The 23,039-nt window shown below is 44.2% G+C and carries 20 protein-coding genes and 1 other RNA gene; 12 read left to right on the forward strand and 9 right to left on the reverse strand.

Annotated elements, in window-relative coordinates; all coding sequences use genetic code 11:
* Nucleotides 1–28 precede the first annotated feature (28 nt).
* From AB4512_RS08175 to AB4512_RS08195, 5 genes are all read left to right on the forward strand, one after another.
* Nucleotides 29–757, forward strand: coding sequence for a DUF429 domain-containing protein (locus AB4512_RS08175; RefSeq protein WP_017062812.1), 729 nt, complete (start codon nucleotides 29–31; stop codon nucleotides 755–757).
* A gap of 81 nt (nucleotides 758–838) precedes the next feature.
* A complete protein-coding gene (locus tag AB4512_RS08180; protein WP_029235463.1) occupies nucleotides 839–1,648 on the forward strand; it encodes a M15 family metallopeptidase in 810 nt (269 codons plus the stop codon).
* 305 nt (nucleotides 1,649–1,953) lie between these two features.
* Nucleotides 1,954–3,834, forward strand: a complete 1,881-nt coding sequence (locus AB4512_RS08185; protein WP_372137610.1) for an ATP-dependent zinc protease — start codon at nucleotides 1,954–1,956, stop codon at nucleotides 3,832–3,834.
* 237 nt (nucleotides 3,835–4,071) lie between these two features.
* A complete protein-coding gene (locus tag AB4512_RS08190; RefSeq protein ID WP_017059741.1) occupies nucleotides 4,072–5,136 on the forward strand; it encodes an HlyD family secretion protein in 1,065 nt (354 codons plus the stop codon).
* A complete protein-coding gene (locus tag AB4512_RS08195; protein ID WP_017059742.1) occupies nucleotides 5,126–6,139 on the forward strand; it encodes a DUF2955 domain-containing protein in 1,014 nt (337 codons plus the stop codon). Before AB4512_RS08190 ends, AB4512_RS08195 begins: the two co-directional genes overlap by 11 nt.
* A gap of 113 nt (nucleotides 6,140–6,252) precedes the next feature.
* Here the strand turns inward: AB4512_RS08195 and AB4512_RS08200 are convergent, their stop codons facing one another.
* From AB4512_RS08200 to smpB, 5 genes are all read right to left on the reverse strand, one after another.
* Nucleotides 6,253–7,260 carry a succinylglutamate desuccinylase/aspartoacylase family protein gene (locus AB4512_RS08200; protein WP_017059743.1) on the reverse strand — a complete coding sequence of 336 codons (1,008 nt, stop codon included), beginning with the start codon at nucleotides 7,258–7,260 and terminating at the stop codon, nucleotides 6,253–6,255.
* Nucleotides 7,261–7,388: 128 nt separating this feature from the next.
* Entirely contained in the window at nucleotides 7,389–8,867 is a 1,479-nt protein-coding gene (yfcC, locus tag AB4512_RS08205; protein WP_017071864.1) for a putative basic amino acid antiporter YfcC, read from the reverse strand.
* Nucleotides 8,868–9,164: 297 nt separating this feature from the next.
* Complete coding sequence (locus AB4512_RS08210; RefSeq protein ID WP_137001232.1) at nucleotides 9,165–9,503, reverse strand: Arm DNA-binding domain-containing protein; 339 nt, start codon at nucleotides 9,501–9,503, stop codon at nucleotides 9,165–9,167.
* Nucleotides 9,504–9,678: 175 nt separating this feature from the next.
* Nucleotides 9,679–10,045: a transfer-messenger RNA gene (gene ssrA, locus AB4512_RS08215) on the reverse strand.
* 66 nt (nucleotides 10,046–10,111) lie between these two features.
* Nucleotides 10,112–10,597 carry an SsrA-binding protein SmpB gene (gene smpB / locus AB4512_RS08220; protein WP_004735156.1) on the reverse strand — a complete coding sequence of 162 codons (486 nt, stop codon included), beginning with the start codon at nucleotides 10,595–10,597 and terminating at the stop codon, nucleotides 10,112–10,114.
* 119 nt (nucleotides 10,598–10,716) lie between these two features.
* On the opposite strand from smpB, the gene AB4512_RS08225 reads away from it, so the two are divergent.
* The gene (locus AB4512_RS08225) at nucleotides 10,717–11,145 is read left to right on the forward strand and encodes an SRPBCC family protein (protein WP_017065998.1); all 429 of its coding nucleotides are present in this window, start codon (nucleotides 10,717–10,719) and stop codon (nucleotides 11,143–11,145) included.
* Nucleotides 11,146–11,148: 3 nt separating this feature from the next.
* The gene (locus tag AB4512_RS08230) at nucleotides 11,149–11,457 is read left to right on the forward strand and encodes an RnfH family protein (protein WP_016796754.1); all 309 of its coding nucleotides are present in this window, start codon (nucleotides 11,149–11,151) and stop codon (nucleotides 11,455–11,457) included.
* Nucleotides 11,458–11,628: 171 nt separating this feature from the next.
* On the opposite strand, the gene bamE is transcribed toward AB4512_RS08230, so the two are convergent.
* The 3 genes from bamE to nadK form a co-directional block, all read right to left on the reverse strand.
* On the reverse strand, nucleotides 11,629–11,988 hold the full coding sequence (gene bamE / locus AB4512_RS08235) for an outer membrane protein assembly factor BamE (protein WP_010438918.1): 360 nt from the start codon (nucleotides 11,986–11,988) through the stop codon (nucleotides 11,629–11,631).
* Nucleotides 11,989–12,155: 167 nt separating this feature from the next.
* Nucleotides 12,156–13,820, reverse strand: coding sequence for a DNA repair protein RecN (gene recN, locus AB4512_RS08240; protein WP_017059862.1), 1,665 nt, complete (start codon nucleotides 13,818–13,820; stop codon nucleotides 12,156–12,158).
* 292 nt (nucleotides 13,821–14,112) lie between these two features.
* Complete coding sequence (gene nadK, locus AB4512_RS08245) at nucleotides 14,113–14,997, reverse strand: NAD(+) kinase (RefSeq protein WP_017066747.1); 885 nt, start codon at nucleotides 14,995–14,997, stop codon at nucleotides 14,113–14,115.
* 143 nt (nucleotides 14,998–15,140) lie between these two features.
* Between nadK and grpE the strand changes: the two genes are divergently transcribed.
* The 5 genes from grpE to dnaJ all read left to right on the forward strand — a co-directional run bounded on the left by grpE (nucleotide 15,141) and on the right by dnaJ (nucleotide 22,413).
* Complete coding sequence (grpE, locus tag AB4512_RS08250; protein ID WP_017069543.1) at nucleotides 15,141–15,722, forward strand: nucleotide exchange factor GrpE; 582 nt, start codon at nucleotides 15,141–15,143, stop codon at nucleotides 15,720–15,722.
* A 388-nt stretch (nucleotides 15,723–16,110) separates the two neighbouring features.
* The gene (locus AB4512_RS08255) at nucleotides 16,111–17,385 is read left to right on the forward strand and encodes a dicarboxylate/amino acid:cation symporter (RefSeq protein WP_372174742.1); all 1,275 of its coding nucleotides are present in this window, start codon (nucleotides 16,111–16,113) and stop codon (nucleotides 17,383–17,385) included.
* 257 nt (nucleotides 17,386–17,642) lie between these two features.
* The gene (locus AB4512_RS08260; RefSeq protein WP_136978957.1) at nucleotides 17,643–18,680 is read left to right on the forward strand and encodes a polysaccharide lyase family 7 protein; all 1,038 of its coding nucleotides are present in this window, start codon (nucleotides 17,643–17,645) and stop codon (nucleotides 18,678–18,680) included.
* Between the two features lie 386 nt (nucleotides 18,681–19,066).
* On the forward strand, nucleotides 19,067–20,980 hold the full coding sequence (gene dnaK, locus AB4512_RS08265) for a molecular chaperone DnaK (protein WP_017067645.1): 1,914 nt from the start codon (nucleotides 19,067–19,069) through the stop codon (nucleotides 20,978–20,980).
* A gap of 284 nt (nucleotides 20,981–21,264) precedes the next feature.
* Entirely contained in the window at nucleotides 21,265–22,413 is a 1,149-nt protein-coding gene (gene dnaJ / locus AB4512_RS08270) for a molecular chaperone DnaJ (protein ID WP_017059869.1), read from the forward strand.
* A gap of 124 nt (nucleotides 22,414–22,537) precedes the next feature.
* Here dnaJ and AB4512_RS08275 read toward each other — a convergent pair whose 3' ends face one another.
* The gene (locus tag AB4512_RS08275; protein WP_017059870.1) at nucleotides 22,538–22,975 is read right to left on the reverse strand and encodes a type IV pilin protein; all 438 of its coding nucleotides are present in this window, start codon (nucleotides 22,973–22,975) and stop codon (nucleotides 22,538–22,540) included.
* Between the last annotated feature and the right edge of the window lie 64 nt (nucleotides 22,976–23,039).

Raw genomic sequence — 23,039 nt, forward strand, 5'->3', positions numbered from 1 at the left:
CCTCAACAAACTAATCATCGAGAACATAATGAAATACATCGGAATTGATGGCTGCAAGTCGGGTTGGATCGCTTGGATTGTCTCTGACAATGAGATACCTGCGTTTAAAGTGGTAAACACCCTCGATGAGCTAGCGAGTGATCTTATCGGTTCAACGGCGCTTATCGATATGCCTATTGGTTTTAGTGATGCACAAACTCCAGATCGCTTGTGTGACAAAGCAGCAAGGCGTTTTCTAACCAGCAAACGTGGTTCTTCGGTGTTTCCGGTTCCGTGTCGTGAGGCGGTTTACCAAACCGATTACATTGCGGCGTGCAGTGCCAATGTGGAGCAGCTTGATAAGAAGTTTTCTAAACAGACTTGGGGAATTGTGCCCAAGATTCGCGAGCTTGATGAGCTCATTGAAACTCATCCCAATCTTTCTATCAGGGAATCACATCCTGAAGTGGTGTTTGCAGCATTGAAAGACGAACCGCTGACGTTTTCAAAACGAACGCAAGAAGGCAAAGAGGAACGGCTTTCTATTATTCAGCAGCTATCCCCTCAATGGTGTGACCGCTTGTCGTTGGCCATTTCAAATACCAAACGTAAAGACGCCGCGATAGACGATATTTACGATGCGTTCGTACTTATGTTAGTTGCCTATTACGCTCCGCAATTATCGACCTTACCTGAACTTTCTGATGTTGGTGGAGAAGCTGACAAGGATCAGAACGGACGAGTTAGAGAGATTGTTTACTGGAACAAAACACGCTAACAAAGCGTGCGCTCAACTTGGCTTAATATGCTATTTTCCAACTTCTGCTACTTTTCACTCTTACTATTTTGAGTTTTTGATATGAAACGTTTTATTGTCGGCTGTCTGGCCACTGTGCTCAGTGCAGTGAGTTATGCCCAAGTCGCTCCTATATCTCAATGGCAATGCGACATGATGAAAAAGAACAATGTCTTGAGTAGTGGTGCGCCCGTTGGTTGTGAGCGACTATCCAAAGTGGATTTCGATTTCATTAGTTTCAAAGGGGAAACGCAACAGGGCAATATGATCGTGCTTGATGTTATTGCGCCTGCTGTTGAACAAATCTTTTCAGAGCTCAAACAGCGCAATTTTCCTCTTCATTCCGCTCGCCTAATGCGTGAATTCAGAGGTGATGATAGCGCCTCAATGGATGCGAACAACAGCAGCGCCTTTAACGCTCGTCCTATTACAGGCGGAGGAGGTTGGTCGAAACATGCCTATGGTGTGGCAATCGACATCAACCCAGTTCAAAACCCTTTCTTAGAGTTTGATAGCAACGGAAGAATCACGGTAAAGCCTTCACAATCTGCGACTCGTTATGTGAACCGTACTCGTTTTCGTGCTCGTGATGAAATTGAACGCCGCGGCATGGCTGAAGATGTGGTGGAGCTGTTTGCCCATCACGGATTTATGATCTGGGGAGGGGATTGGAATAGCCCAATCGATACTCAGCATTTTGAGGTTGGATCAAGAAAGTTCGTTAACCAACTGCTCTCTAAACCACAACCTGAAGCCAAGGTGTTATTTGAGCGCTACGTCGAATCTTATCGACAGTGCTATCTCAAAAATAAAGGTGAGGACGCAGAAAAAGCTCGAGCTATCTGTGCAAAGAAAACAGTCGGGACTTTTTAGTGCTATGTTTATCTAGAACCGTTTGTGTTTTAGCAAGTTAAACTCGCTTCAGGTGTGTTTTGAATCGCTAAGGTCAGCGCTCGTCGTTGGCCTTTTTTGTATTCATTTCTTCAATAGAACACCGAGCATTGAAAAGGTTATTGGGTATCCATTAGTCAATAATCGATAAGCGAATGCAGCGCAAAGTCATCGGTTTGTCATTTAAAAACTCATAGCGTTAACGTTATGTGAGAACCATTGCTGGTGGGGGAACTCTTCGCGCAAACGCCAGTATTATTAGTGAACTGATCACAACGGACCAACTAATGAAAAAGATACCTTTGGCTCTAACTCTTTTAAGCACTCTACTTTTTTCACAATACACTTTGGCTACTGACACTTCACCTACCACTCAAAATCCCACTTACGAACTCGATGGTAAGTCGGTATTAGGTCGCACTGAGAACGTGTACCTATCTAGCGTTCAAGGGCTAAAAGACGTTCCTTTCATTGGTAAAATTGATACCGGTGCGGAAACCACTTCTATGCATGCTGAAGACATTCATGTGAAGAGCTCTAATCCCGATTACCAAAATCTCAAAGACCAAGAGTTGATGGCGGCGTTAACCGAAGACCTGTTGAACAATTCCGATGTTGATTACGATGATTGGGATGGCAGTACCTTTGCGAAATATGAGGCTGTGGTGTCTTTTAAGGTTCAAAACCCGCGGACGGGAGACATGGTATTAATCGAAGCGCCTTTAGAGCGTGTCAGCATGATACGCAGCCGCACCAGCAGCACGCCTTTGCTTCGCCCTACCGTAAAAATGTCGCTCACCATTGCAGACCAAGAGCTAAAAACCGACGTTAACCTGACCGACAGAAGCCACTTCTCTGCGCCAGTGCTGATTGGTAAAACCTTCCTTGCGGATAACGCGCTGGTGTTTGCAGGTTATGACTATTTACAAGAGCAAGAGAACGCGACCGTTGTTGGCCGAAAAGAGGTGGTGTCTATCTCTGGAATGGCGATGAACGCGACCTTCTCATTAAAAAATCGCTACAGCATCCTTCATGCAAAAGACATCGATATAGATAAGAAGAACAGTGAAGTGACGTTTGATATGTTCGACAACGACGGCAAGCAAAAAGAGATGACATTGCCGTTGGTTCGTATGTTAAGCGTGAGCGGTAAGAAGAGACCTTTGGTGTATGTGCCTGTTCAACTCGATGAAAACACGACTAAAGACGTTCTGGTGTACCTACGTGAGCGCTCGAGTAGTGAGTCGCAGTTGAGATTTGGAACCAACACCGCCAGCGAACTCTTCATGATTGATACCAGTGCTGAGAATATTTTATTAGAAGGTTCAGAGAACTTTAGTGATGTGGCTGAGTCTGGTGAGCCTATGATTATCTCGCCGGAAGAGGACATCACCCTAGATGACTTCCCGCTTAAGGCTGTGGCTTCTTTCACTGTCAATACACCTTTGCTGAAGGTCGACAGTTTTGAAATGACAGGTAAAGGCAAAGATGCTTCCGTTGAATTTTATCTTACCGATGTAAATGGTGAGAAGCAGAAGGTGACCAAGCCAATTATTAAGAAGCTTAAAGTCGGGGATGATACTCGCCCTGTTGTAAGTGGTGAGTTTGCGGTGTCTGGAAAAGTGCGTACGCAAGAGTTCGCCATCGACGTGCTCAATACAAATGAGAAAGAAGCGTACTTTATTTTAGGCAAGAAGATGGCAAAAGAGGGCGTTTACGTTAATACGCGTTCTGATTACCTTCTGAAAGCCGAACCACTGTTTAAAGTTGGGCATATTGAAGTAGTAGAAGTGAACGGCATGAAGTTCCCGGCCAAGCTCGACACTGGTGCGGATGTAAGCTCAATGAACGCAGTCAACATCAAACGATTTAAGAAAGATGGCCAAGACATGGTGAGCTTTACCTATCAAAACAACCAAGGCGATAAGCAAGATTTCACCAAGCCAGTGATTGATGTAATGCGTATCAAAGCCAAGAAAGGCGAGAAGGTGAACATTCGCCCTGTGGTAGAAATGAAGGTTAAGCTCGGAGACCTAGAGAAAGAGGTGAGGGTAAACCTTCAAGACCGTTCTCGCTTCGAATACAGCATGATCCTAGGTAAGAACTTCTTGAAGCACGGCGCAGTAGTGAGCAGCGATGAAGATTACTTGTTAGGTGATATGGAGTAACCCCTAAACTTATCTAAGTTCGTAGCAGAACAGATCTAAACAGCCACACATTTCATTAATGGGATGTGTGGCTTTTTGTTGATTGTTAATTGTTGCCGTGACAATATTTCAAGTAATCGTTTGTTTTTACTCAAGAGACAGATCGACTAGACTACAATGAAGTGGAATTCACTTTAATTTTTAAAACATCGTATTCGGCAGGCGAGTAAATCGTGCTGTCGGATCGAGAGAGAGAGCATGTCAAAAGCAGAAAAATCTTCGCGTAAGCTTAGTTTAATTATTATTTCGGTTATTTTAGTAGTGTGGCTTTACAGTTTGTGGGCCGACCGCGTCACACCAATGACGGGGATCGCCCGTGTTCACTCTTATATTGTGCGTATTGCTCCTGAAGTTTCTGGCAATATCACGTCTGTGCAAACTGAAAATAATCAGGTCGTTGAAACGAACCAAGTGTTGTTTGAAATTGATGCTCGAAACTATCAGATCAGTTTGCGTTCCGCTGAAGCGAATCTTGCTCAAGTAGGCCAAAATATTGGCGCAAGCACAGCGGCGGTTAACGTTGCACAAGCGAAAGTGACCGAGGCGGTTGCGGCTCGGGATAATTCTCGAGAGCAAGCGAGTCGAGTGAGTGAACTCGCCAGTAAAGGGCTGGTTAGCCGCTCTGAATTAGACAACGCCATAGAGAATCGTGATCGTGCTGAAGCGTCATTGAAAGCCGCAGAAGCCTCTTTGGTTCAGGCAAAACAAGCGTTAGGGCCAGAAGGGAGTGATAATCCACAAGTGTTGGCGGCGATTGCAGCCCTTGAGCAGGCTCAGCTCAACTTACAGAAAACCCAAGTGATGGCTCCTTCTCATGGCGTGGTGAGTAACCTACAACTGACGGTAGGCCAGCGAGCAACCGCAGGCTCACCTGTTTTGACCTTTGTTGATCCGCGAGAGGTGTGGATATCTGCGTTATACAGAGAAAACTCGCTAGAGCATATACAAGTCGGGCAAAGAGTTGAGATCGTATTGGATGCGTTACCGGGGCGAGTGCTATACGGCACGGTTGATAGCATTGGTTGGGGAACGGGTGGCAGCAATAGCACTGACCAAGAGACTGGCTTTTTAAATTCAGACACCAATTCTATTGCCGCGCAGCGCTACCCAGTCAATATTGTGTTTGATCATGGTGAGGTTCCAAGCAACATTCGTTTTGGTTCACAAGCCACAGTGGCTGTCATGACAGAGCAAAGTACCCCAGGTGAGTGGCTTGCTCAGCTTTGGATGAGAATTCTAAGCGTGTGGACTTATGTTTCATAGCTCAGCTAACTCCATTATTCGATTGGTGTTACTGCCGCTTTCGCTATTGTTCTACCATCAACAAAGTGGGCAGATGCTCGCTGTTTTGTCGCCCATATTTGTTGTGATGTTCATGACATTGATGCCATCCAAACCACCGATTAATTTAATATTAAAGGTGATTGTTGCATTAATCTTAATCAGCTTTGGTGTGGTGTTTTTTGGTAGTGTATTGGTCGACTCGCCAACCGGTTTTGTCCTCTATTGCTGGCTATTGCTGTTCTGGAGTTATCAGCGTAGCCATCAGAATACAAAAGATATCATCGCGACACTGACCATTATCGTGGTCATCGTGATGGTGGTGGTCAACAAGCAGATGCATCTCCCAATGGCGGGATTGCCCCTATTGTTCTTTGAAAAGCTGGTGATAGCTTTGATCGTCACTTACTTGGGGTTCTGGTTGTTCCCGGGGGATGAAGTGAATGTCCTTCCGACTGCGGCCGTTTCCGATGCGCCCACTACTGGTGACTATATCATGGTTGCATTTAAAGCGACCGCGGTTGTGGTTGTGCTGGCGATTTTGGTAGGAAATTCGGTGTCACAAACGATGTTGATTGCGATTACGCTTGGCAGTATGTTGAAAAGCCCATCGAATCACGACCACCGTACATTCAGCCGAAACAAGCTTGTCACCACTGGCGTTGGCATTCTGTTTACGTTACCTGTGATGATCATGATGGTGTCAGGCGCTCCAATCTTGGTTATTTATGGCGTGAGTTTGGTGTGTGGTTTGCAACTTGCGTGTTTTGCTATCAGGCGGCAGGCGAATCTGACGATTTATCAGCTCTTGTTTACTAATTTTACGACCTTGGCTTATCAGATCATCAGCCACCCAGGATCTGCGTCCCTCTCGGCACAAATGACACGTCTATTTGCCATTGTTTGTGCAGTCATGGTTGGCGCAGTGGTACTGGGCTTTCTCAGCAGTAATACTAATCATAGTCATACCGATCACAGTAAGTGATTAATATTTATAAGTAATAATAAGGGGATAGCTCTGCCGAGTTATCCCCTTTTCACAATATGGGTTAACGACTCAAATGCCATCAGTAAAGAGCCATTTGATGAAGTGACGTGTTACTTCAATAGTCTGACTAACAAAGCGCCCGGTTCACGCATCGGATCTTGATTGACACTGAGTACATAGCCATCAGCAGGGGCGTAATAACGTTGTTTTTCAGAACCAAAACTATCATATTGAATTGAAATCAATTGTTTTGATTGTACTGATTCACTGACCTTAACTTGAGGGAGAGCGAAACCACCGACATTGGCTCTAATGGTCACCGTTTCTTTGCCTTCAAAGCAGGCATAGTGAGGCTGATCTATCTTTGTAGAGATGATATTTTCCGAGTGCAGGATATTCATCACGCCATTCACTGAACGCTCAATGAGGTCGGGTTGTAAAACCTTTCCAGAACCAACCTCGACGGTGATAGCGGGCGTACCACTTTTATTGAGCTGCGTTTCTAAAACGCCATCATCACCTGGATCATCAAAAATACAGTCAGGATTGATCAATCGAGCCATTTTGATTGCTGCGGGGATTCGATAATCGGCAAAGACATACAAAGGATACTCTGCTCCGCGAGTTTGGGTATGCAGATCGATAGCAAGATCCGCATTATGGCTGAGTAGGTTCTGCCAAATTGAATGTGTAAAACGTTGTGAGGCATCACCGTTCGGGTTTCCAGGGAATATACGGTTAAGGTTTGCTGGGGATGCATCCGGATCCGATGAAATAAAATCTCGGCTGTGCATCAACATACCTGACACATTAATCATCGGAATAATGATGACTGTGCCGTGTATCTCCTCGTTTACGAGCTTTTGAATGACCTTCTGTGCGGTAATAACTCCATTTAATTCATCACCATGAACGCCTGCCGTTACCATTATTTTGCGAGCATTTTGACTTTGCTCACCGCGATAGACGACCACAGGTAAATGATGATTTTGACCAACACCGTTAGTTTGTGCCTCAAACCAGAAACGATGGCATCCCATCGGTAAGTCATCAACATTGAGTTGAGATATTACAGGGTGTCCATTTAGAACATCATTGGTATAAGTAGTTTTTCTCACACTAGTTTCCTTTGTCTCTGGTTCACAATCTATTCTGAGTCTGTGTTGGATGATTGTTATTGAAAGCTGTGATTAAAAATGGGCAGTAAACTGCCCATTGAGATACACGTAAATATTGAAAGGCGCTGTTATGCAAAACCCAGCAGGTGAGCCGCAACAATAATAACGCTCGACAAGCAGAATAGCAGCACGATAAAGCGCCAGCAGAATTTTGCCCAATCACCCCAGTCAATGCGGCATACACCTAGTGTTGCCATCAAAGAAGCTGATGTTGGGACGATGATATTGGTAAAGCCATCACCTAGCTGGAATGCTAAAACCGCGACTTGACGAGTCACACCTGCTAAATCGGCGAGTGGCGCCATTAATGGCATCGTTAGAGCTGCCTGCCCTGATCCTGACGTTACAAAGAAGTTGAAAATAGCTTGGAAGGCGAACATCAGCCAAGCAGCCATCGCTTCTGGCAATGCACTAATCACACCGCCCGCACTGCTTAAGATTGAATTCAGTACGCTTGGCTCGGTTGCATCGCTGCCGCCGCCTAAAATCAGCAAGATACCTTTAGCACTACCCACAAGAATAGCGGGCGCTAGCATCACACTTGCGCCTTCCTTAAATGAATCGGCCATGTCGTTGATGGTCATATCATTTAATCGGAAAATAACACCGATTAAGCCAGCAACAAATCCCATAGTGAAAAACTGAGAGGCAATTTCAGGAATGTACCATGCGTGAACCACTACACCCCAAATAACCCAGGTCATGCTCGCTATCACGGTGAGAATCACCAACGTATCGCCGATATTCCAACGTGATTGAGTCAAGTCTCCTTGTTGCTTCTTGAAGTAAACATCACCAGCTTTACTGTAAGATTTCGAAGGGTCTTTCTTTACCGAATTCGCATACCACATCGTAAAAGCGATGCCGAGCGCGGTGAAGAAAACCCATAGAGCGATACGCACCGATGCCCCAGATAAGACAGGTACACCAGCAATGCCTTGGGCAACAGCAACAGAAAATGGGTTCATCCAAGAAGCAGCAAAACCAATCTGAGTCGCTACGTACGTCACCATTACCGTAGTAATACCATCATAGCCAATACGTACCATTAGCGGCACGATAATAATGGCAAAGGCGACGGCTTCTTCACCCATACCAAATACAGCCCCACCGAGCGAGAACAGTGCAAATAATACTGGAATGAAAAGAGATTGACTGCCCTTGGTTTTGTCTATGAGACGCAAGATACCGTTATCAATAGTACCTGTGCGCATCACAATGCCGAAAGCACCGCCAATCACAAGCATAAACATGATAACGCCGATTGCTGAACCCCACTTAGATCCAGACACTAAACCTTCAAATACGAAGTTCATTAAGCCGATATCACCACCGCTGGCGAATAGTCCGACAGTATTGTAAATCGGGTTGCCTTGGGGGTCGGTGTGATAGGCAAATGAAGCTGGATCTAGAACGGTACGAGTTTTCTCTGCACCATCAGAAACATAGCTGATGTCTTGTGTTTCAAACATGCCTGCAGGTATGACATATGTCATTGCAGTCGCAAGCAACGCGATAAAGAAAATTAGCACCAGAGTATCTGGCATTTTCCATGTCTTATTTTGGATGGTATCCGATGTTGTGGTTGTCGTGCTCATTGTCAGTTTTTAGCTATAATTAAGATTGGCATAAAATATCACTAATTAAGCATATAATGTCAATTTTAAGTTGGTTTTTGGCTTGCTTGGTGGTGTTATGTTCTTGTTTTTGCGTGGCATGATGGTTTTTATTTTTAACTTGTTATTGCCTGGTTTTATTTAGAGGTAAAAAGTCCTAGCTCAGGTGCTTTTTAAGCAGTGCGGTAAGTTTCATAGCGCGACTCTGGATATATAAAAAACTATACCTTATGAGACTGTATCTAAGGTTGTCTCAAAAGTTTTCGCTTCTTCCTTTTTTCTTTCTTGGAGTTTGTGAGCTTTGGGATCTATACGTTGTGCTACAAGCTCTCTGAGTTCCTGTACTAGAATCCTTTCGGTTGCGAGCGTCGTAGTTGGATAGGTTCCTAAGGAAATACTAGCGCGCTTTCTTGAAGCTGGATTGGTATAAACGTACCGCCATGATTTAGTTCCATTTGGCAATACTCTGATCTGTAACCCATTCCCATCAGAAAGAACTTGCTCTTTGTCTGTTGCTCGAGTGTTTTTAACTTTAGCGTCAGTTAGAGGCGGAACTCGTCTTGGCATTTAGTTTCCCTTAGTACCCAATTTAAGTGGTGATTTGAGTATAAGGTAAATAGTTGGGTACTAAAAACGTGGGATAGTATGAAGCATCATGAGGCAGAATAGGTGGTGTTTTATAAGTAAGTACATGTAATTAAATACAAAAAAGGCCACCCGAAGGTGGCCTTTTCCAAACGTTTGGTGGAGCTGGCGGGAGTTGAACCCGCGTCCAAAAATCATTCATCATTGGTACTACATGCTTAGTCGATCTTTAATTTCACCAGCAACCTGCGAACCGACACGCTAGTTAAAGGCTAACCTGAATTATAATTCGCGCTTTTCCTCTCAGGTGGGAGAAGCCACGCTAGCTAGTTTGGGTTTGATCTCTTATTGGTCCCCGTCTTACGAGCGGAAGCTAGGGTAAGAGAGCTCTGAGCAGGTTATTAAGCTGCTAGTGCGTAGTTTTCGTCGTTTGCGACTATTTTTTTGCGGCTTTTAACGTGGCCAACCGCCCCACGGCATGCACCTCAGACTTCAAAATTCCTGTCGAATCCTAAATCAGCCCCAAGTGTTATTTGCATAGTACCAGAAAAGCTTACCCTGTCTAGCACTGTGCGTTTAAGTGCTTAAAATTAACGCAAATTACTCTTCATAATTCGTGCTTTATCTCTCGCCCAATCTTTTTCTTTCATATCAGTACGTTTATCGTGCAGCTTTTTACCTTTCGCTACACCAACTTTAATCTTCGCCCAAGAGCGAGACCAGTAAAGTGCGGTTGCGACAAGTGTCATGCCTTCACGGTTAATACGACCGATAAGGTTATCGAGTTCTTTTCTCGACATTAGTAGTTTACGGATGCGTGTTGGGTTCGCCACGATATGAGTACTCGCTTGAGTTAGCGGAGTGATCGTCATACCACTGATGAATGCTTCGCCATCTCGGATGTAGACGTAGCTTTCTGCGATATTGGTTTTGCCTTCACGTAGGGATTTTACTTCCCAGCCTTGTAGCTCAAGCCCCGCTTCTATCTCATCATCGATGAAATATTCGTGGCGAGCTTTCTTATTAAGCGCAATGGTATTACTACCGGCTTTTGATTTTGATTTATTCTTTGCCATAATGGCCTCATTATACGGATTGCACCCTAGTTGGGGAATCCTTTTTATTTGCGCTCTGGCCCAATACAATTAAAATTGCAGTTTGTGTTAATGTAACGCTGTCTTTAACAGGAGTCTATATGCCAAAGGTTACTCGTTCAGCATTAGTGTCGTTTAGTGCCGACCAGATGTTCAACTTGGTCAATGATGTTGCTCGTTATCACGAGTTTTTGCCAGGGTGTTCTGGTTCACGTGTGATCGAATCTTCAGATTCAACTATGGTGGCTTCGGTTGATGTCTCTAAAGCTGGTATCAGCAAAACATTTACCACATCGAACCGCTTAGCGGATGGTGCTGAGATCTTGATGGAGCTGGTGGACGGCCCGTTCAAAAAATTGCAGGGCGGTTGGTATTTTACTCCGCTCGATGAGCAAGCGTGTAAGGTTGAGCTTAAGTTGGAGTTTGAATTTTCTAGCCGAATGATTGAAATGGCATTTGGTAAGGTTTTCAATGAGCTGACGAGCAATATGGTCAGTGCTTTTACTCAACGCGCGAAACAGGTTTATTAAGCCATGACTATTGAATCAGATATGATCCACGTAGAAGTTGTGTTTGCGCTTCCACATGAGCAGCGTGTATTTACCTTAGTGGTAAATAAGAACGCGACCGTTGAAGAGATTATTGCGCAGTCTGGTGTTTTAGAGTTGTATCCAGAAATCGACTTGGCGAAAAATAAAGTTGGCGTATACAGCCGCAACGTTAAGTTAGATGCAACCGTTCGAGATAAAGATCGTATCGAAATTTATCGAGCACTGTTAGCCGATCCAAAAGAAATTCGCCGTAAGCGTGCTGAACAAGCGAAAGCGGCGGCTAAATCGTAATACCAAACAAATTTGAATGATAAAGAAGCTCGCATTAGCGAGCTTTTTTTCATCTGTTTGTTAGACAATACAGTCTACAGTCTCATTTGTTAGCAGATATTAAAAAGCCTGCTCATATGAGCAGGCTTTTGCGATTCTTGCTTTTGACTGGAAAGCTTTGTTAGTTGAAAGCTAGCGAAGGCTTTCGAAGAATTCATCACTGGCTTCAAAATCACCATTGATCGTCACTAAGGTGCCCGTTGCATCAAAGTTAACAACAAGATTTTTTTGAATCGAGTCTTCATGGCCTTTTGTGTGGTGGTAAATGTAGTACCACGTATCTGGGTAGCCATTTTCGATAAGCATAGGTGAGCCCATAACGTAACGAACTTGTGTTTTTGTCATGCCAAACTTGAGCTGATCGACAGCTTCCTGTTCAACATAGTTACCCTGATTGATGTCAATTCGATAAACCAACTTCTCTAATAGAGAGCAACCGGTCAACATTGTTAGTGCAAGTGGAACTGCAACTAACCACTTTTTAATTCGCATAGTTTGAGATCTTTCTTCGCTAAAATACTGCCTGATAATAAACAAGCTCCAGCAAGAAGTAAAAAGCTCCTTGCGCTTTGAGCTTGTTATGACTGGCAATTTTGAATTAAGTTGCAAAATTGCCAAGAATTTTCGGTAAATTATCAGAAAGTTGCTGAATATGTAACCTATGCTGCGATTAATAACTCTTTTGCATTGGCAAGCGTCGATTCGGTAATCTGGCTGCCACCAAGCAGTCGAGCAAGCTCTGAAACGCGTTGTTGCTCATCAAGCGTGTGCATTTGAGTCTCGGTTTTACCTGATTTCGTGTTCTTCGCTACAAAAAGTTGTTGGTGACCGCAACCGGCAACTTGAGGTAAGTGAGTCACGCACATAACTTGTGTCGATTCGCCCAGCTTACGTAGCATTTTTCCGACAACCGCAGCGGTTGGTCCACTGATACCCACATCGACTTCATCGAAAATCAGGCTTGGTGTATCCACTTTTTGCGCTGTGATCACCTGAATCGCCAGTGAGATTCGTGATAACTCACCACCAGAGGCCACTTTCGCAATCGGCTGCATTGGTTGGCCTGGGTTGGTCGAAACAATGAAGGTCACGTTATCCATACCCAATGGAGAAGGGTGTGTGTTGGTGTTGTTCACTTCAATGGCAAACTGCGCTTTTTCCATGCTCAGTTCGTGCATGCTTTGCGTGATCAGCTTGTTGAGCTCTTTTGCGTAACGAGTTCGAGATTTATGAAGCTTCTCTGATTTAGCAACGAACGATTGGTATTGGTTTTCTACCTCGTTGGCCAGTTCTTCCAATTTTTCATCAGAGCAATCAAGCGCTTCAACTTGTTGTAGTAAGTCTTGATGGTGCTTATACAGCTCTTCAGGTAACACGTGGTGTTTACGAGACATCGACATCACTTTAGAGAAACGCTCCTCAACGTAAGCCATACGACCGGGATCAACATCAATGCTGTCTAGGTAGGTTCTTAACTCGTTGTTGGTCTCTTCGATCTGAATAATGGCTTCAGAAAGCAAGTTCGGTAACTCGGCCAATCTTTCATCTAGCTCAGCTAACTGAATTAAGGAGTTATTGGCCGATTGCAGAATACCAAGCGCATTAACTTCTTCGCCTTCATAAATAAGCTCGATAGCTTGCTGACAGGTTGTGGCCAGTTCTCCGCTATTGGAGAGGCGCTTATGCTCTTGTTCGAGGTCTTCATATTCTTCCTCCCCAATAGACAGCTCATTTAACTCTTTGATTTGGTATTCAAGAAGTTGTTTTTGAGCTTGGTTTTGCTGGCTATTCTCACGTAACTCTTTTAAGTGGTTATCCGCTTGTCGCCATGCTTGGTAAGCATTACGTGTCGATTTCAATAGGTTCAAGTGGCCTGCGTATTGATCAAGCATGGCCATTTGATAATCGCTTTTCATCAACTGGTGATGCGCGTGTTGACCATGGATGTTGATCAACAGTTGTCCAAGTGATTTCAATTGCGAAAGAGGGACAGGGCTACCGTTGATGAATGCACGAGAACGACCTTCTTTTGAGATGGTTCTGCGCAGGATGCACTCACTGCCATCAAGCAATTCGTTGTCTTCTAACCAGCGGGTTGCATGCAGATTGTTCTCAAGTAAAAAAGCGGCACTGACTTCGGTTTTTTCTTCACCTTGTCTAACCATTCCTGCATCTGATCGTCCTCCAAGACATAAGCCTAAAGCGTCGATAGCGATAGATTTACCTGCACCAGTTTCCCCGGTGATTGTTGTCATGCCTTTAGAGAGTTCTAGCTGTAAAGACTTAACAATAGCGAAATTATTAACACTTAAATGAGCCAGCATTTTTATTTACCTGTATAACTGAACAATACTGTATATAAGCTCAGTATATACTGTTTCTTTATACAGTAAAGTCGACAGGTGAAAATTTTTTGCGACCGTTATCAGAATTGAGGTTGTTCGTAGATCACTGAAACCGCTATAGATTCCCAACTCAGTCGTTCCTCCCTCTTGGGAGTGGAGGTATAAGGAACTGCAGAGAAGCTAGAGCCGACGGGCTTTTACTGGCAATAAAAAGGCTGACGAATGTCGTCAGCCTTTCAAATTTTCGGTTACCACTGGAGCGTTTATTCTTTTAGAACAGCTTACTCGACCAACCTAGTTTGTTACGTAGAACATGGTAGTAGTTGTAGTCTTTAGGATGGATCAACTTAAGTACATTCGGGCTTTGGTAAATGTGGATCTCATCACCAGGAGAAACAGGCAGTGAGATTTGACCATCGCAGCTCACCTCCTGAGTTCCACGGTTATCAGGCGATACGATAAGCTTAATACGACGCTTGCCATCCACCACTAATGGGCGGCTTGAAAGGGTATGCGGGAACATTGGCACGAGTGAGATAGCATTTAGGCTTGATGACAGGATAGGGCCGCCGCCGGAAAGCGAGTAGGCGGTAGAACCTGTCGGTGTTGAGACGATTAAGCCATCAGAGCGCTGTGAGAAGGCGAAGCTATCATCGATATACACTTCGAACTCGATCATGTGCGCCACTTGTCCGGGGTGCAGTACTGCCTCATTAAGTGCCGCATTGTGGCTTTTTATCTGGCCGTGACGATGAATTTCCGTTTCAAGTAAGAAGCGCTCTTCTTCCATGAACTCGCCTTTGAGAACATCAGTCAACGCGCTCTGGAAGTTTTCAGGGTTGAGATCGGTTAGGAAACCAAGATTACCTCGGTTAACACCAATCACTGAAATGTCGAAACGTGACAAGATTCTAGCGGCACCGAGCATATTTCCGTCACCACCGACCACAATAGCGAGATCGGCGCGTTTACCTAATTCAATCAGGCTAGAAAAATGTTCTTTTGGGATGTCGTCCAAAATAGTGGCGAGTCTGTCATCAACAAACACTTGATAACCCTCAGCACTTAACCACTGATAGAGCTCTCTATGAGTCTGAATTGCTTGCTGATCTCGAGGTTTACCGATAATGGCGATGACTTCAAATGGCTTTTTCATAACGTTTCCAAACGAATTAGGCTTGAATCAAAATTCTTCATCCCCATAATAAAGGCAAGTTGAACGTCTATGCGAGTGTTTTATATCAATTTGGGGCGCAAACACGCCTGTCACTTGCATTGAAAACGAATTCTGGAGATATCATGAGCAACGAAGAAAACAAAGTAACCGAAGCAGAGCTAGATCAGATCATCGCTGAAGCTGAGAAAGTTGAAGAAGCTGAACTGAATGAAGACGCTGCTGATGAGCAGGAAGCAAAAATCGCTCAACTGGAAGCTGCACTGCTTTCTAGTGAATCTAAAGTGAAAGAGCAGCAAGATTCTGTTCTTCGCGCGAAAGCTGAAGTTGAAAACATGCGTCGCCGTAGCGAACAAGAAATTGATAAAGCGCGTAAATTCGCTTTGAACAAGTTTGCTGAAGGTCTGCTTCCTGTAATCGACAACCTAGAGCGTGCAATGCAAGCAGCAGACGCTGAAAACGAAGTGGTTAAGCCACTGTATGAAGGTGTTGAGCTAACGCACAAAACGTTCGTAGACACAGTTGCTAAGTTTGGTCTTAAAGAGATCAACCCTGAAGGTGAAGCGTTCAACCCTGAATTCCACCAAGCGATGTCTATTCAAGAAAGCCCAGATCACGAATCGAACACGGTTATGTTTGTGATGCAAAAAGGCTACGAACTAAACGGTCGTGTGGTTCGCCCAGCGATGGTTATGGTTGCTAAGTAATGACGAATTACGTTGCCAAGTGATTGACTGGTGCATTGACTTAGTTAGTCGCAGCGACAAAATAAATCACTGGTTTGCGTAAAATAAAAAGAGAGGTATAGGCCTCTCTTTTTTTGTGCCTATAACTTGAGAGTCCACGTAAATAAGCATCAAAACCGCATTAAGAATGTCGTTCTTTTTATTTCATTCAGATCAGCGATTTAGAGTTTTGTGTTATGAAACTTGTTGTGATTGAGTAAATGTTTTGATGTCACATTTGTGATGTTTTTGTAAATAAATACTTTTAATTGTTATCTTTGTATGTAAAATCCACTGCCATATAGCGATTTTGGTCGCATATATAACTATAAAAGTACAAATTTCAAACACAACAAACTGGAGAAGAACGATGGATAAATCGCTCTCAAGTAAAATTTTTGTAGGCTTGTTCGCCGGTCTACTTATTGGTACTGCTATTCAGTACCTATTCAGCGGTATTGCTATTTTTGATACGTATCTACTTGGCGCTGCCGAAGGTGCTGGTGGTATGTTCGTATCACTTATCAAATTGCTTGTAGTTCCTCTTGTTTACGTATCTATTGTTTGCGGTATTGTTGAGCTAAAAGATATTCGTTCATTTGGTCGTCTTGGTGGTAAAACCTTTGGTCTTTACATTATTAACACCATCATCGCGATTTCAGCAGCGCTAACGATTGGTCTTATTTTCCAACCAGGTGCAGGTGCGAACCTTGCGGGTACGGTTTCTGAGACAATTGCGCTTACAACAACTGAAACGCCAGATATCTTCTCTCTTGTTGTTAATATCGTTCCTAGCAACCCTGTAGAAGCATTTGCAAGTGGAGACATGCTGCAAATCATCTTCATGGCTATTCTGACTGGTCTTGCTATCCAAGCTCTTGATTCTCGTGGTGGCCCAGCTATCAAGACATTCAAGATGGCTAACGAGATCATGATGAAGCTTATCGGCCTAGTAATGAGCCTGGCTCCGTTTGGTGTATTCGCACTGATGATTCAACTAGGTGCAACACTTGATGCAGACACGCTAATGTCGGTAGCTGGTTATGTAGCACTGGTTGTTGCAATGCTAGTGTTCTGGATTTTCTTCTTCTACCCAATGATGGTTGGCATCGCGACAGGTATTACACCTAAGCAATTCCTACGTGCAATCCGTGAGCAAATCCTTTTCTCACTATCAACAGCAAGTTCGAATGCGACAATTCCTGTAACAATGCGCACCCTAACTGAAAAGCTTGGTGTATCTAAATCAGTGGCTGGTTTCGGTGTTCCACTAGGCGCGACAATGAACATGTCTGGTGTATCTATCTACATCGCACTAGCGACAATGTTCGTAGCAAACGCATTCGGTCAACCAATCAACACTGCTGACATCTTTACTCTTGGTCTAACTATCTTGCTACTGTCTATCGGTGCTGGTGGTGTTCCGGGTGGCGGTGTTGTAATGGTCGGTGTTCTTTTGCACCAACTAGGTTTACCACCAGAAGGTCTAGCGATTGTTGCTGCTGTTGACCGTATCTGTGACATGTTCTGTACTTCTTCAAACGTAGTCGGTGATACAGCGGTTAACACTATCGTTGCTAAGTCTGAAAACGAAATTGGCGTTGAAGCTAACGAAGAAGCTGAGCTGCAAAAAGCAGAAGCTTAATTCTTAATTAAGACTCAATAACTGCGAAGCCCCGCTCAACCAGAGCGGGGCTTTTTTGTTTCTGATGATAAGTGCTTTGGGCTATCTGATAACTTGGCTAAAAATATCTTTGATTGGTGTTAAGTCTCATTTTTTCTTTTTACTCGTGCCGAATTGGCCATCAGTTTTCAATCTTTAATATAGATCACATATAATAATACAATATTATTTTATTGTTCTGACAACCTACATTATGACGACATAAAGGAAACCCAATAATGAAGCTGTCTTACCTTAGCCTACTGACTGCCAGCCTTTTAGCCGCTCCCGCTCTTGCTTCTAATCACGATATTGGTCAACAGTTCAATCTTGACCCTGCAAAAGCACCAGCACAAAACTTCGATTTATCTAAATGGAAAATTAACTTACCGGAGCTGACGACTGAAGGGTCTAGAAAAGGTAAAACGCTGGAGATTGGTAAAAAGGAACTGTCGAATGTAGACACGCCTTACGTTCACCCTAAATGGTTCTACACGGATGCTGAATCTGGTGCGATGGTGTTTGTGGCTCCGAATACAGCTCCAACGACGCCAAACAGTAAAAACACGCGTAGTGAGCTAAGAGCGATGCTAGCGGATAGCTACTCTGCGCCGAGCAACAACTTCGCGATTTCAAGCCATAAGAACGCGGAAGAGTTTGGTTCTATCGGTGGTCAAATGACGGCAACACTTTCTGTTGATCAGGTGAGTACCAGCGGTAGCTACAAAAAAACAGGCGCATTCTCGGTAGTGATCGGCCAAATTCATGGTTCAGACAATGAGCCACTGAAAATTGTTTACCGCAAGTTGCCAGAACATGAGCATGGTTCGTTAACGTGGAACTATGAGTTAAACCCGCCGACAGAGATGAAAAACGCGAAGGATGAAAACGGAAAGAAACTTCGTAAAGACATTCGCCATGATGTATTTGGTCAATACAATCTGAAAAAAGGCAGCTCGGACCCTGCTGATGGCATCAAGCTAGGTGAAGTGTTCTCATACGATGTGAATATCAAAGATAACATCATGCACTTAACCTTTACTAAGAATCCAAACTCAGCCGATCCTATTGTGAAGACGTATGATGTTGATTTGGCCAAGGGTAAGTATCAGGGGCATGATATCGACCTTGGTTATGGACAGGACTGGATGTACTTCAAGGCGGGCGCATACAATCAATGCAACACTAAGAAGTCGAGCTCAGCCTGTGAATGGCGTGGTATGGAAGCGGGTGATTACACTCAAGCGAGCTTCTACCAGTTAGTGCTCAACCAATAATATGGCTGAATCAGTCACCATTTGAACAATATTTAACTGATTAATATCTATTTGAAAAAGACCTTCCACATGAAGGTCTTTTTTTATGGCATCTGGAATAGGGTTGAGGTTTCAATGTGGCGACAAATGCGAGAGTTTCTCAACATTGGAGCCTTAATTGGCAAGGGATCGGTCACTTTTTACCTTTATGTAAAAAGATACGGGAAAAAATAGATTTTTTTTACTTATTCCCTTGAAAACCAGTTTGCAGCCCTTATCTATGGTGCATACGAAAGCAAATTACATTTGCACTTTAATTTTGTGTATTAGGGTTGATTCCCTGATTACCACCCCCACATATGTGGGTATAGCAAAAACTTAATAGAAAATATTTCGGAGATGGCCTGATGGGTAAAATCATTGGTATTGATTTAGGTACTACTAACTCTTGTGTTGCTGTTCTTGACGGCGACAAACCACGCGTAATTGAAAATGCTGAAGGCGAACGCACAACAGCATCAGTAATCGCATACACAGAAGGCGAAACGCTAGTTGGTCAACCTGCAAAACGTCAAGCTGTTACTAACCCTCAAAACACACTGTTCGCTATCAAGCGTCTAATCGGTCGTCGTTTTGAAGATGAAGAAGTTCAACGCGATATCGAAATCATGCCTTTCAACATTGTTAAGGCTGACAACGGTGATGCATGGGTTGAAGCGCAAGGCCAAAAAATGGCTGCTCCTCAAGTATCTGCTGAAGTTCTTAAGAAAATGAAGAAAACAGCTGAAGACTTCCTAGGCGAAGAAGTAACTGGCGCAGTAGTAACTGTTCCTGCTTACTTCAACGATGCTCAACGTCAAGCAACGAAAGATGCTGGCCGTATCGCTGGTCTAGATGTTAAACGTATCATCAACGAACCAACTGCTGCTGCTCTAGCTTACGGCCTAGACAAGCAAGGTGGTGATCGCACTATCGCTGTATACGACCTTGGTGGTGGTACATTCGATATCTCTATCATCGAAATCGATGAAGTAGAAGGCGAGAAAACTTTCGAAGTTCTTTCAACTAACGGTGACACTCACCTTGGTGGTGAAGATTTCGATAACCGCATGATCAACTACCTAGTAGATGAGTTCAAGAAAGAGCAAGGTATCGACCTTAAAGCTGATCCACTAGCAATGCAGCGTGTTAAAGAAGCAGCAGAAAAAGCGAAAATCGAGCTTTCTTCTACTACTCAAACTGACGTAAACCTACCTTACGTTACTGCTGATGCGACTGGTCCTAAGCACATGAACATCAAAGTGACTCGTGCGAAGCTTGAGTCTCTAGTTGAAGACCTAGTTCAACGTTCTCTTGAGCCACTAAAAGTAGCTCTAGCAGATGCTGACCTATCTGTAGGCGAAATCACTGACGTTATCCTAGTTGGTGGTCAAACTCGTATGCCTATGGTTCAAGCTAAAGTAACTGAATTCTTCGGTAAAGAGCCACGTAAAGACGTGAACCCTGACGAAGCTGTTGCAATGGGTGCTGCTGTTCAAGGTGGTGTACTAGCTGGTGACGTTAAAGACGTTCTACTACTAGACGTTACTCCTCTATCTTTCGGTATCGAAACGATGGGCGGCGTGATGACTAAGCTTATCGAGAAAAACACAACTATCCCTACTAAAGCGGATCAAGTGTTCTCTACAGCTGAAGACAACCAAAACGCAGTAACTATCCACGTTCTTCAAGGTGAGCGTAAGCAAGCGACTTACAACAAGTCTCTTGGTCAGTTTAACCTAGAAGGTATCCAACCAGCACCACGTGGCATGCCACAAATCGAAGTAACATTCGACCTAGATGCTGATGGTATCCTGAACGTATCTGCTAAAGATAAAGCAACAGGTAAAGAGCAGAAGATCACTATCCAAGCATCAGGCGGCCTGTCTGAGGAAGAGATCGAAGCAATGGTACAAGAAGCAGAAGCTAACAAAGAAGCGGACAAAAAGTTCGAAGAGCTAGTAACTGCACGTAACCAAGCTGACCAAATGATTCACGGCACTAAGAAGCAAGTAGAAGAAGCTGGTGAAGCTCTACCTGCAGACGAGAAAGCTAAAATCGAAGCGGCTATCACTGCACTAGAAGAAGTTAAGTCTGGTAACGATAAAGAAGCTATCGACGCTAAAGTTCAAGAACTTATGCAAGCAGCTCAAAAGCTAATGGAAATTGCTCAACAGAAAGCTCAAGCTGAACAAGCTGGTGCTGACGCTGGTGAACAACCTAAGCAAGACGACGATGTTGTAGACGCTGAGTTTGAAGAAGTTAAAGAAGACAAAAAATAATTTCGTCGCAGAGTAGCCTGATTTCGTTATCGGAAGTGTCCACCTACTAACGTAGGCTCCGCGCTTCCACTTAGGACTCAAGCTATCTGCTTAGAAATTTGTCTCAAAGACTTATTATTGCGGGCGTCAGAGGTAACTCTCACGCCCGTAAATTTGTATTTAGACTTGTCGATCTAGATAATAGCTTTATTCGGCATTTCAGCCGGCAGAACTTTTATCTAGATTGATACACAGACTACTGAAGTGATCATTCGGTAGTAGCAATTATTTTGGTGACCTAGAACATGTCAAAACGTGATTTTTACGAAGTATTAGGCGTAAGCCGCGATGCATCAGAGCGCGATATTAAAAAAGCGTACAAACGCTTAGCGATGAAATTCCACCCGGACCGTAACCAGGGTGATGAGACCGCAGCAGATAAGTTTAAAGAAGTAAAAGTAGCGTACGAGATCCTAACCGATTCTCAAAAGAAAGCAGCTTACGACCAATACGGTCATGCAGCCTTTGAACAAGGTGGCATGGGCGGCGGCGGTGGTTTCGGCGGCGGTGGCCAAGGTGACTTCGGCGATATCTTCGGTGACGTATTTGGCGACATCTTCGGCGGCGGTCGTCGTGGTGGCGGTCAACAGCGTGCACAACGTGGTTCAGATCTACGTTACAACATGGAACTTTCTCTAGAAGAAGCGGTTCGTGGTGTTTCTAAAGAAATCGAAGTACCAACACTTGTAGAGTGTGATACTTGTGACGGCAGCGGCGCGAAAGCGGGTTCTTCTGCACAAACGTGTGGCACTTGTCATGGCCACGGCCAAGTACAAATGCGCCAAGGTTTCTTTGCGGTTCAACAGACTTGTCCTACTTGTAACGGTAAAGGCAAGATCATCAAAGACCCATGTAACTCATGTCATGGTCAAGGTCGCAAACAGAAGACGAAAACACTTAACGTTAAGATCCCTGCTGGTGTTGATACTGGCGATCGTATTCGTCTATCAGGCGAAGGCGAAGCGGGAGAGCAAGGCGCTCCAGCTGGCGATCTGTACGTACAAGTACACGTAAAAGAACACAACATCTTTGAACGTGACGGCAACAACCTTTACTGCGAAGTACCAGTAAGCTTCTCTATGGCTGCTCTAGGCGGTGAAGTTGAAGTTCCAACACTGGATGGTCGTGTAAACCTTAAGGTACCAGAAGAGACACAAACGGGCCGTATGTTCCGTATGCGTGGCAAGGGCGTGAAAGGCGTTCGTGGTGGCGGTGTGGGCGATCTAATCGTTAAGCTAGTGGTTGAGACTCCAGTTAAGCTAAGCGCTCGCCAGAAAGAATTACTGCGTGAATTCGAAGAAACCTGTGGTGGTGAAGCGGCAAGCAAGCATAAGCCAAAGTCTGAAGGTTTCTTTAGCGGCGTTAAAAACTTCTTCGATGACCTAACTAAGTAATTAGATTGTTGATACTTTAAGTTGTTGATAAAATTAAAAAACCTGCTCATGTAGCAGGTTTTTTTTGTATCTCAAACCTGGTTCTTTCTCTTTCTCTTTCTCTTCACCTGAAACCCTCATCACACTACATCCAGCAGGCTTCTGGGTATTCGACATTAGCACTGTCGAGAGTGAGCACTTTATGGTTTTGTCCATCGAAGCAGTTGTCTTTATCTTGACCTACTCCCGACTGAGGTGTTGCTGTAATCGTATAGGCAGCAGAAGCCGAACTGGTGACACTGAAAACAAAACGACTCGCTTCGGTATCGCAGATCAAACAATCGCTTCCCGAAACAATACCACTCCAGTCATAACCGCTGTCATAGGCTGCTTCTAGTTCTAATTGAATTCGAGCTATGTCAGCGAGTGCGCTAGTTCGATGTCCAGTCACTACGTGGTTGGTATAGCTCGGATAGGCGATAGCCCCCAAAATCCCAATGATGGCAACCACAATCAATAACTCGATCAATGTCATCCCTTTTACGCGCGTGTTGTTGCTGTTGCATTTATTTTTTCGAATCATCACGAGGACTTCCTTTTCACTTATCTGGCTATTTTTCCTTAGTGTTAGCATGTGCGCAAGGTTG

This window comes from Vibrio sp. 10N.222.52.B7, from assembly GCF_041474275.1.
GTDB lineage: Bacteria > Pseudomonadota > Gammaproteobacteria > Enterobacterales > Vibrionaceae > Vibrio > Vibrio crassostreae_C.

Bases quoted from the DNA above. Each gene is read 5' to 3' on its own strand.
- AB4512_RS08175 (WP_017062812.1), top strand. From the start codon at position 29: ATGAAATACATCGGAATTGATGGCTGCAAGTCGGGTTGGATCGCTTGG.
- AB4512_RS08180 (WP_029235463.1), top strand. From the start codon at position 839: ATGAAACGTTTTATTGTCGGCTGTCTGGCCACTGTGCTCAGTGCAGTG.
- AB4512_RS08185 (WP_372137610.1), top strand. From the start codon at position 1,954: ATGAAAAAGATACCTTTGGCTCTAACTCTTTTAAGCACTCTACTTTTT.
- AB4512_RS08190 (WP_017059741.1), top strand. From the start codon at position 4,072: ATGTCAAAAGCAGAAAAATCTTCGCGTAAGCTTAGTTTAATTATTATT.
- AB4512_RS08195 (WP_017059742.1), top strand. From the start codon at position 5,126: ATGTTTCATAGCTCAGCTAACTCCATTATTCGATTGGTGTTACTGCCG.
- yfcC (WP_017071864.1), bottom strand. From the start codon at position 8,867: ATGCCAGATACTCTGGTGCTAATTTTCTTTATCGCGTTGCTTGCGACT.
- AB4512_RS08210 (WP_137001232.1), bottom strand. From the start codon at position 9,503: ATGCCAAGACGAGTTCCGCCTCTAACTGACGCTAAAGTTAAAAACACT.
- smpB (WP_004735156.1), bottom strand. From the start codon at position 10,597: ATGGCAAAGAATAAATCAAAATCAAAAGCCGGTAGTAATACCATTGCG.
- AB4512_RS08225 (WP_017065998.1), top strand. From the start codon at position 10,717: ATGCCAAAGGTTACTCGTTCAGCATTAGTGTCGTTTAGTGCCGACCAG.
- AB4512_RS08230 (WP_016796754.1), top strand. From the start codon at position 11,149: ATGACTATTGAATCAGATATGATCCACGTAGAAGTTGTGTTTGCGCTT.
- bamE (WP_010438918.1), bottom strand. From the start codon at position 11,988: ATGCGAATTAAAAAGTGGTTAGTTGCAGTTCCACTTGCACTAACAATG.
- recN (WP_017059862.1), bottom strand. From the start codon at position 13,820: ATGCTGGCTCATTTAAGTGTTAATAATTTCGCTATTGTTAAGTCTTTA.
- nadK (WP_017066747.1), bottom strand. From the start codon at position 14,997: ATGAAAAAGCCATTTGAAGTCATCGCCATTATCGGTAAACCTCGAGAT.
- grpE (WP_017069543.1), top strand. From the start codon at position 15,141: ATGAGCAACGAAGAAAACAAAGTAACCGAAGCAGAGCTAGATCAGATC.
- AB4512_RS08255 (WP_372174742.1), top strand. From the start codon at position 16,111: ATGGATAAATCGCTCTCAAGTAAAATTTTTGTAGGCTTGTTCGCCGGT.
- AB4512_RS08260 (WP_136978957.1), top strand. From the start codon at position 17,643: ATGAAGCTGTCTTACCTTAGCCTACTGACTGCCAGCCTTTTAGCCGCT.
- dnaK (WP_017067645.1), top strand. From the start codon at position 19,067: ATGGGTAAAATCATTGGTATTGATTTAGGTACTACTAACTCTTGTGTT.
- dnaJ (WP_017059869.1), top strand. From the start codon at position 21,265: ATGTCAAAACGTGATTTTTACGAAGTATTAGGCGTAAGCCGCGATGCA.
- AB4512_RS08275 (WP_017059870.1), bottom strand. From the start codon at position 22,975: ATGATTCGAAAAAATAAATGCAACAGCAACAACACGCGCGTAAAAGGG.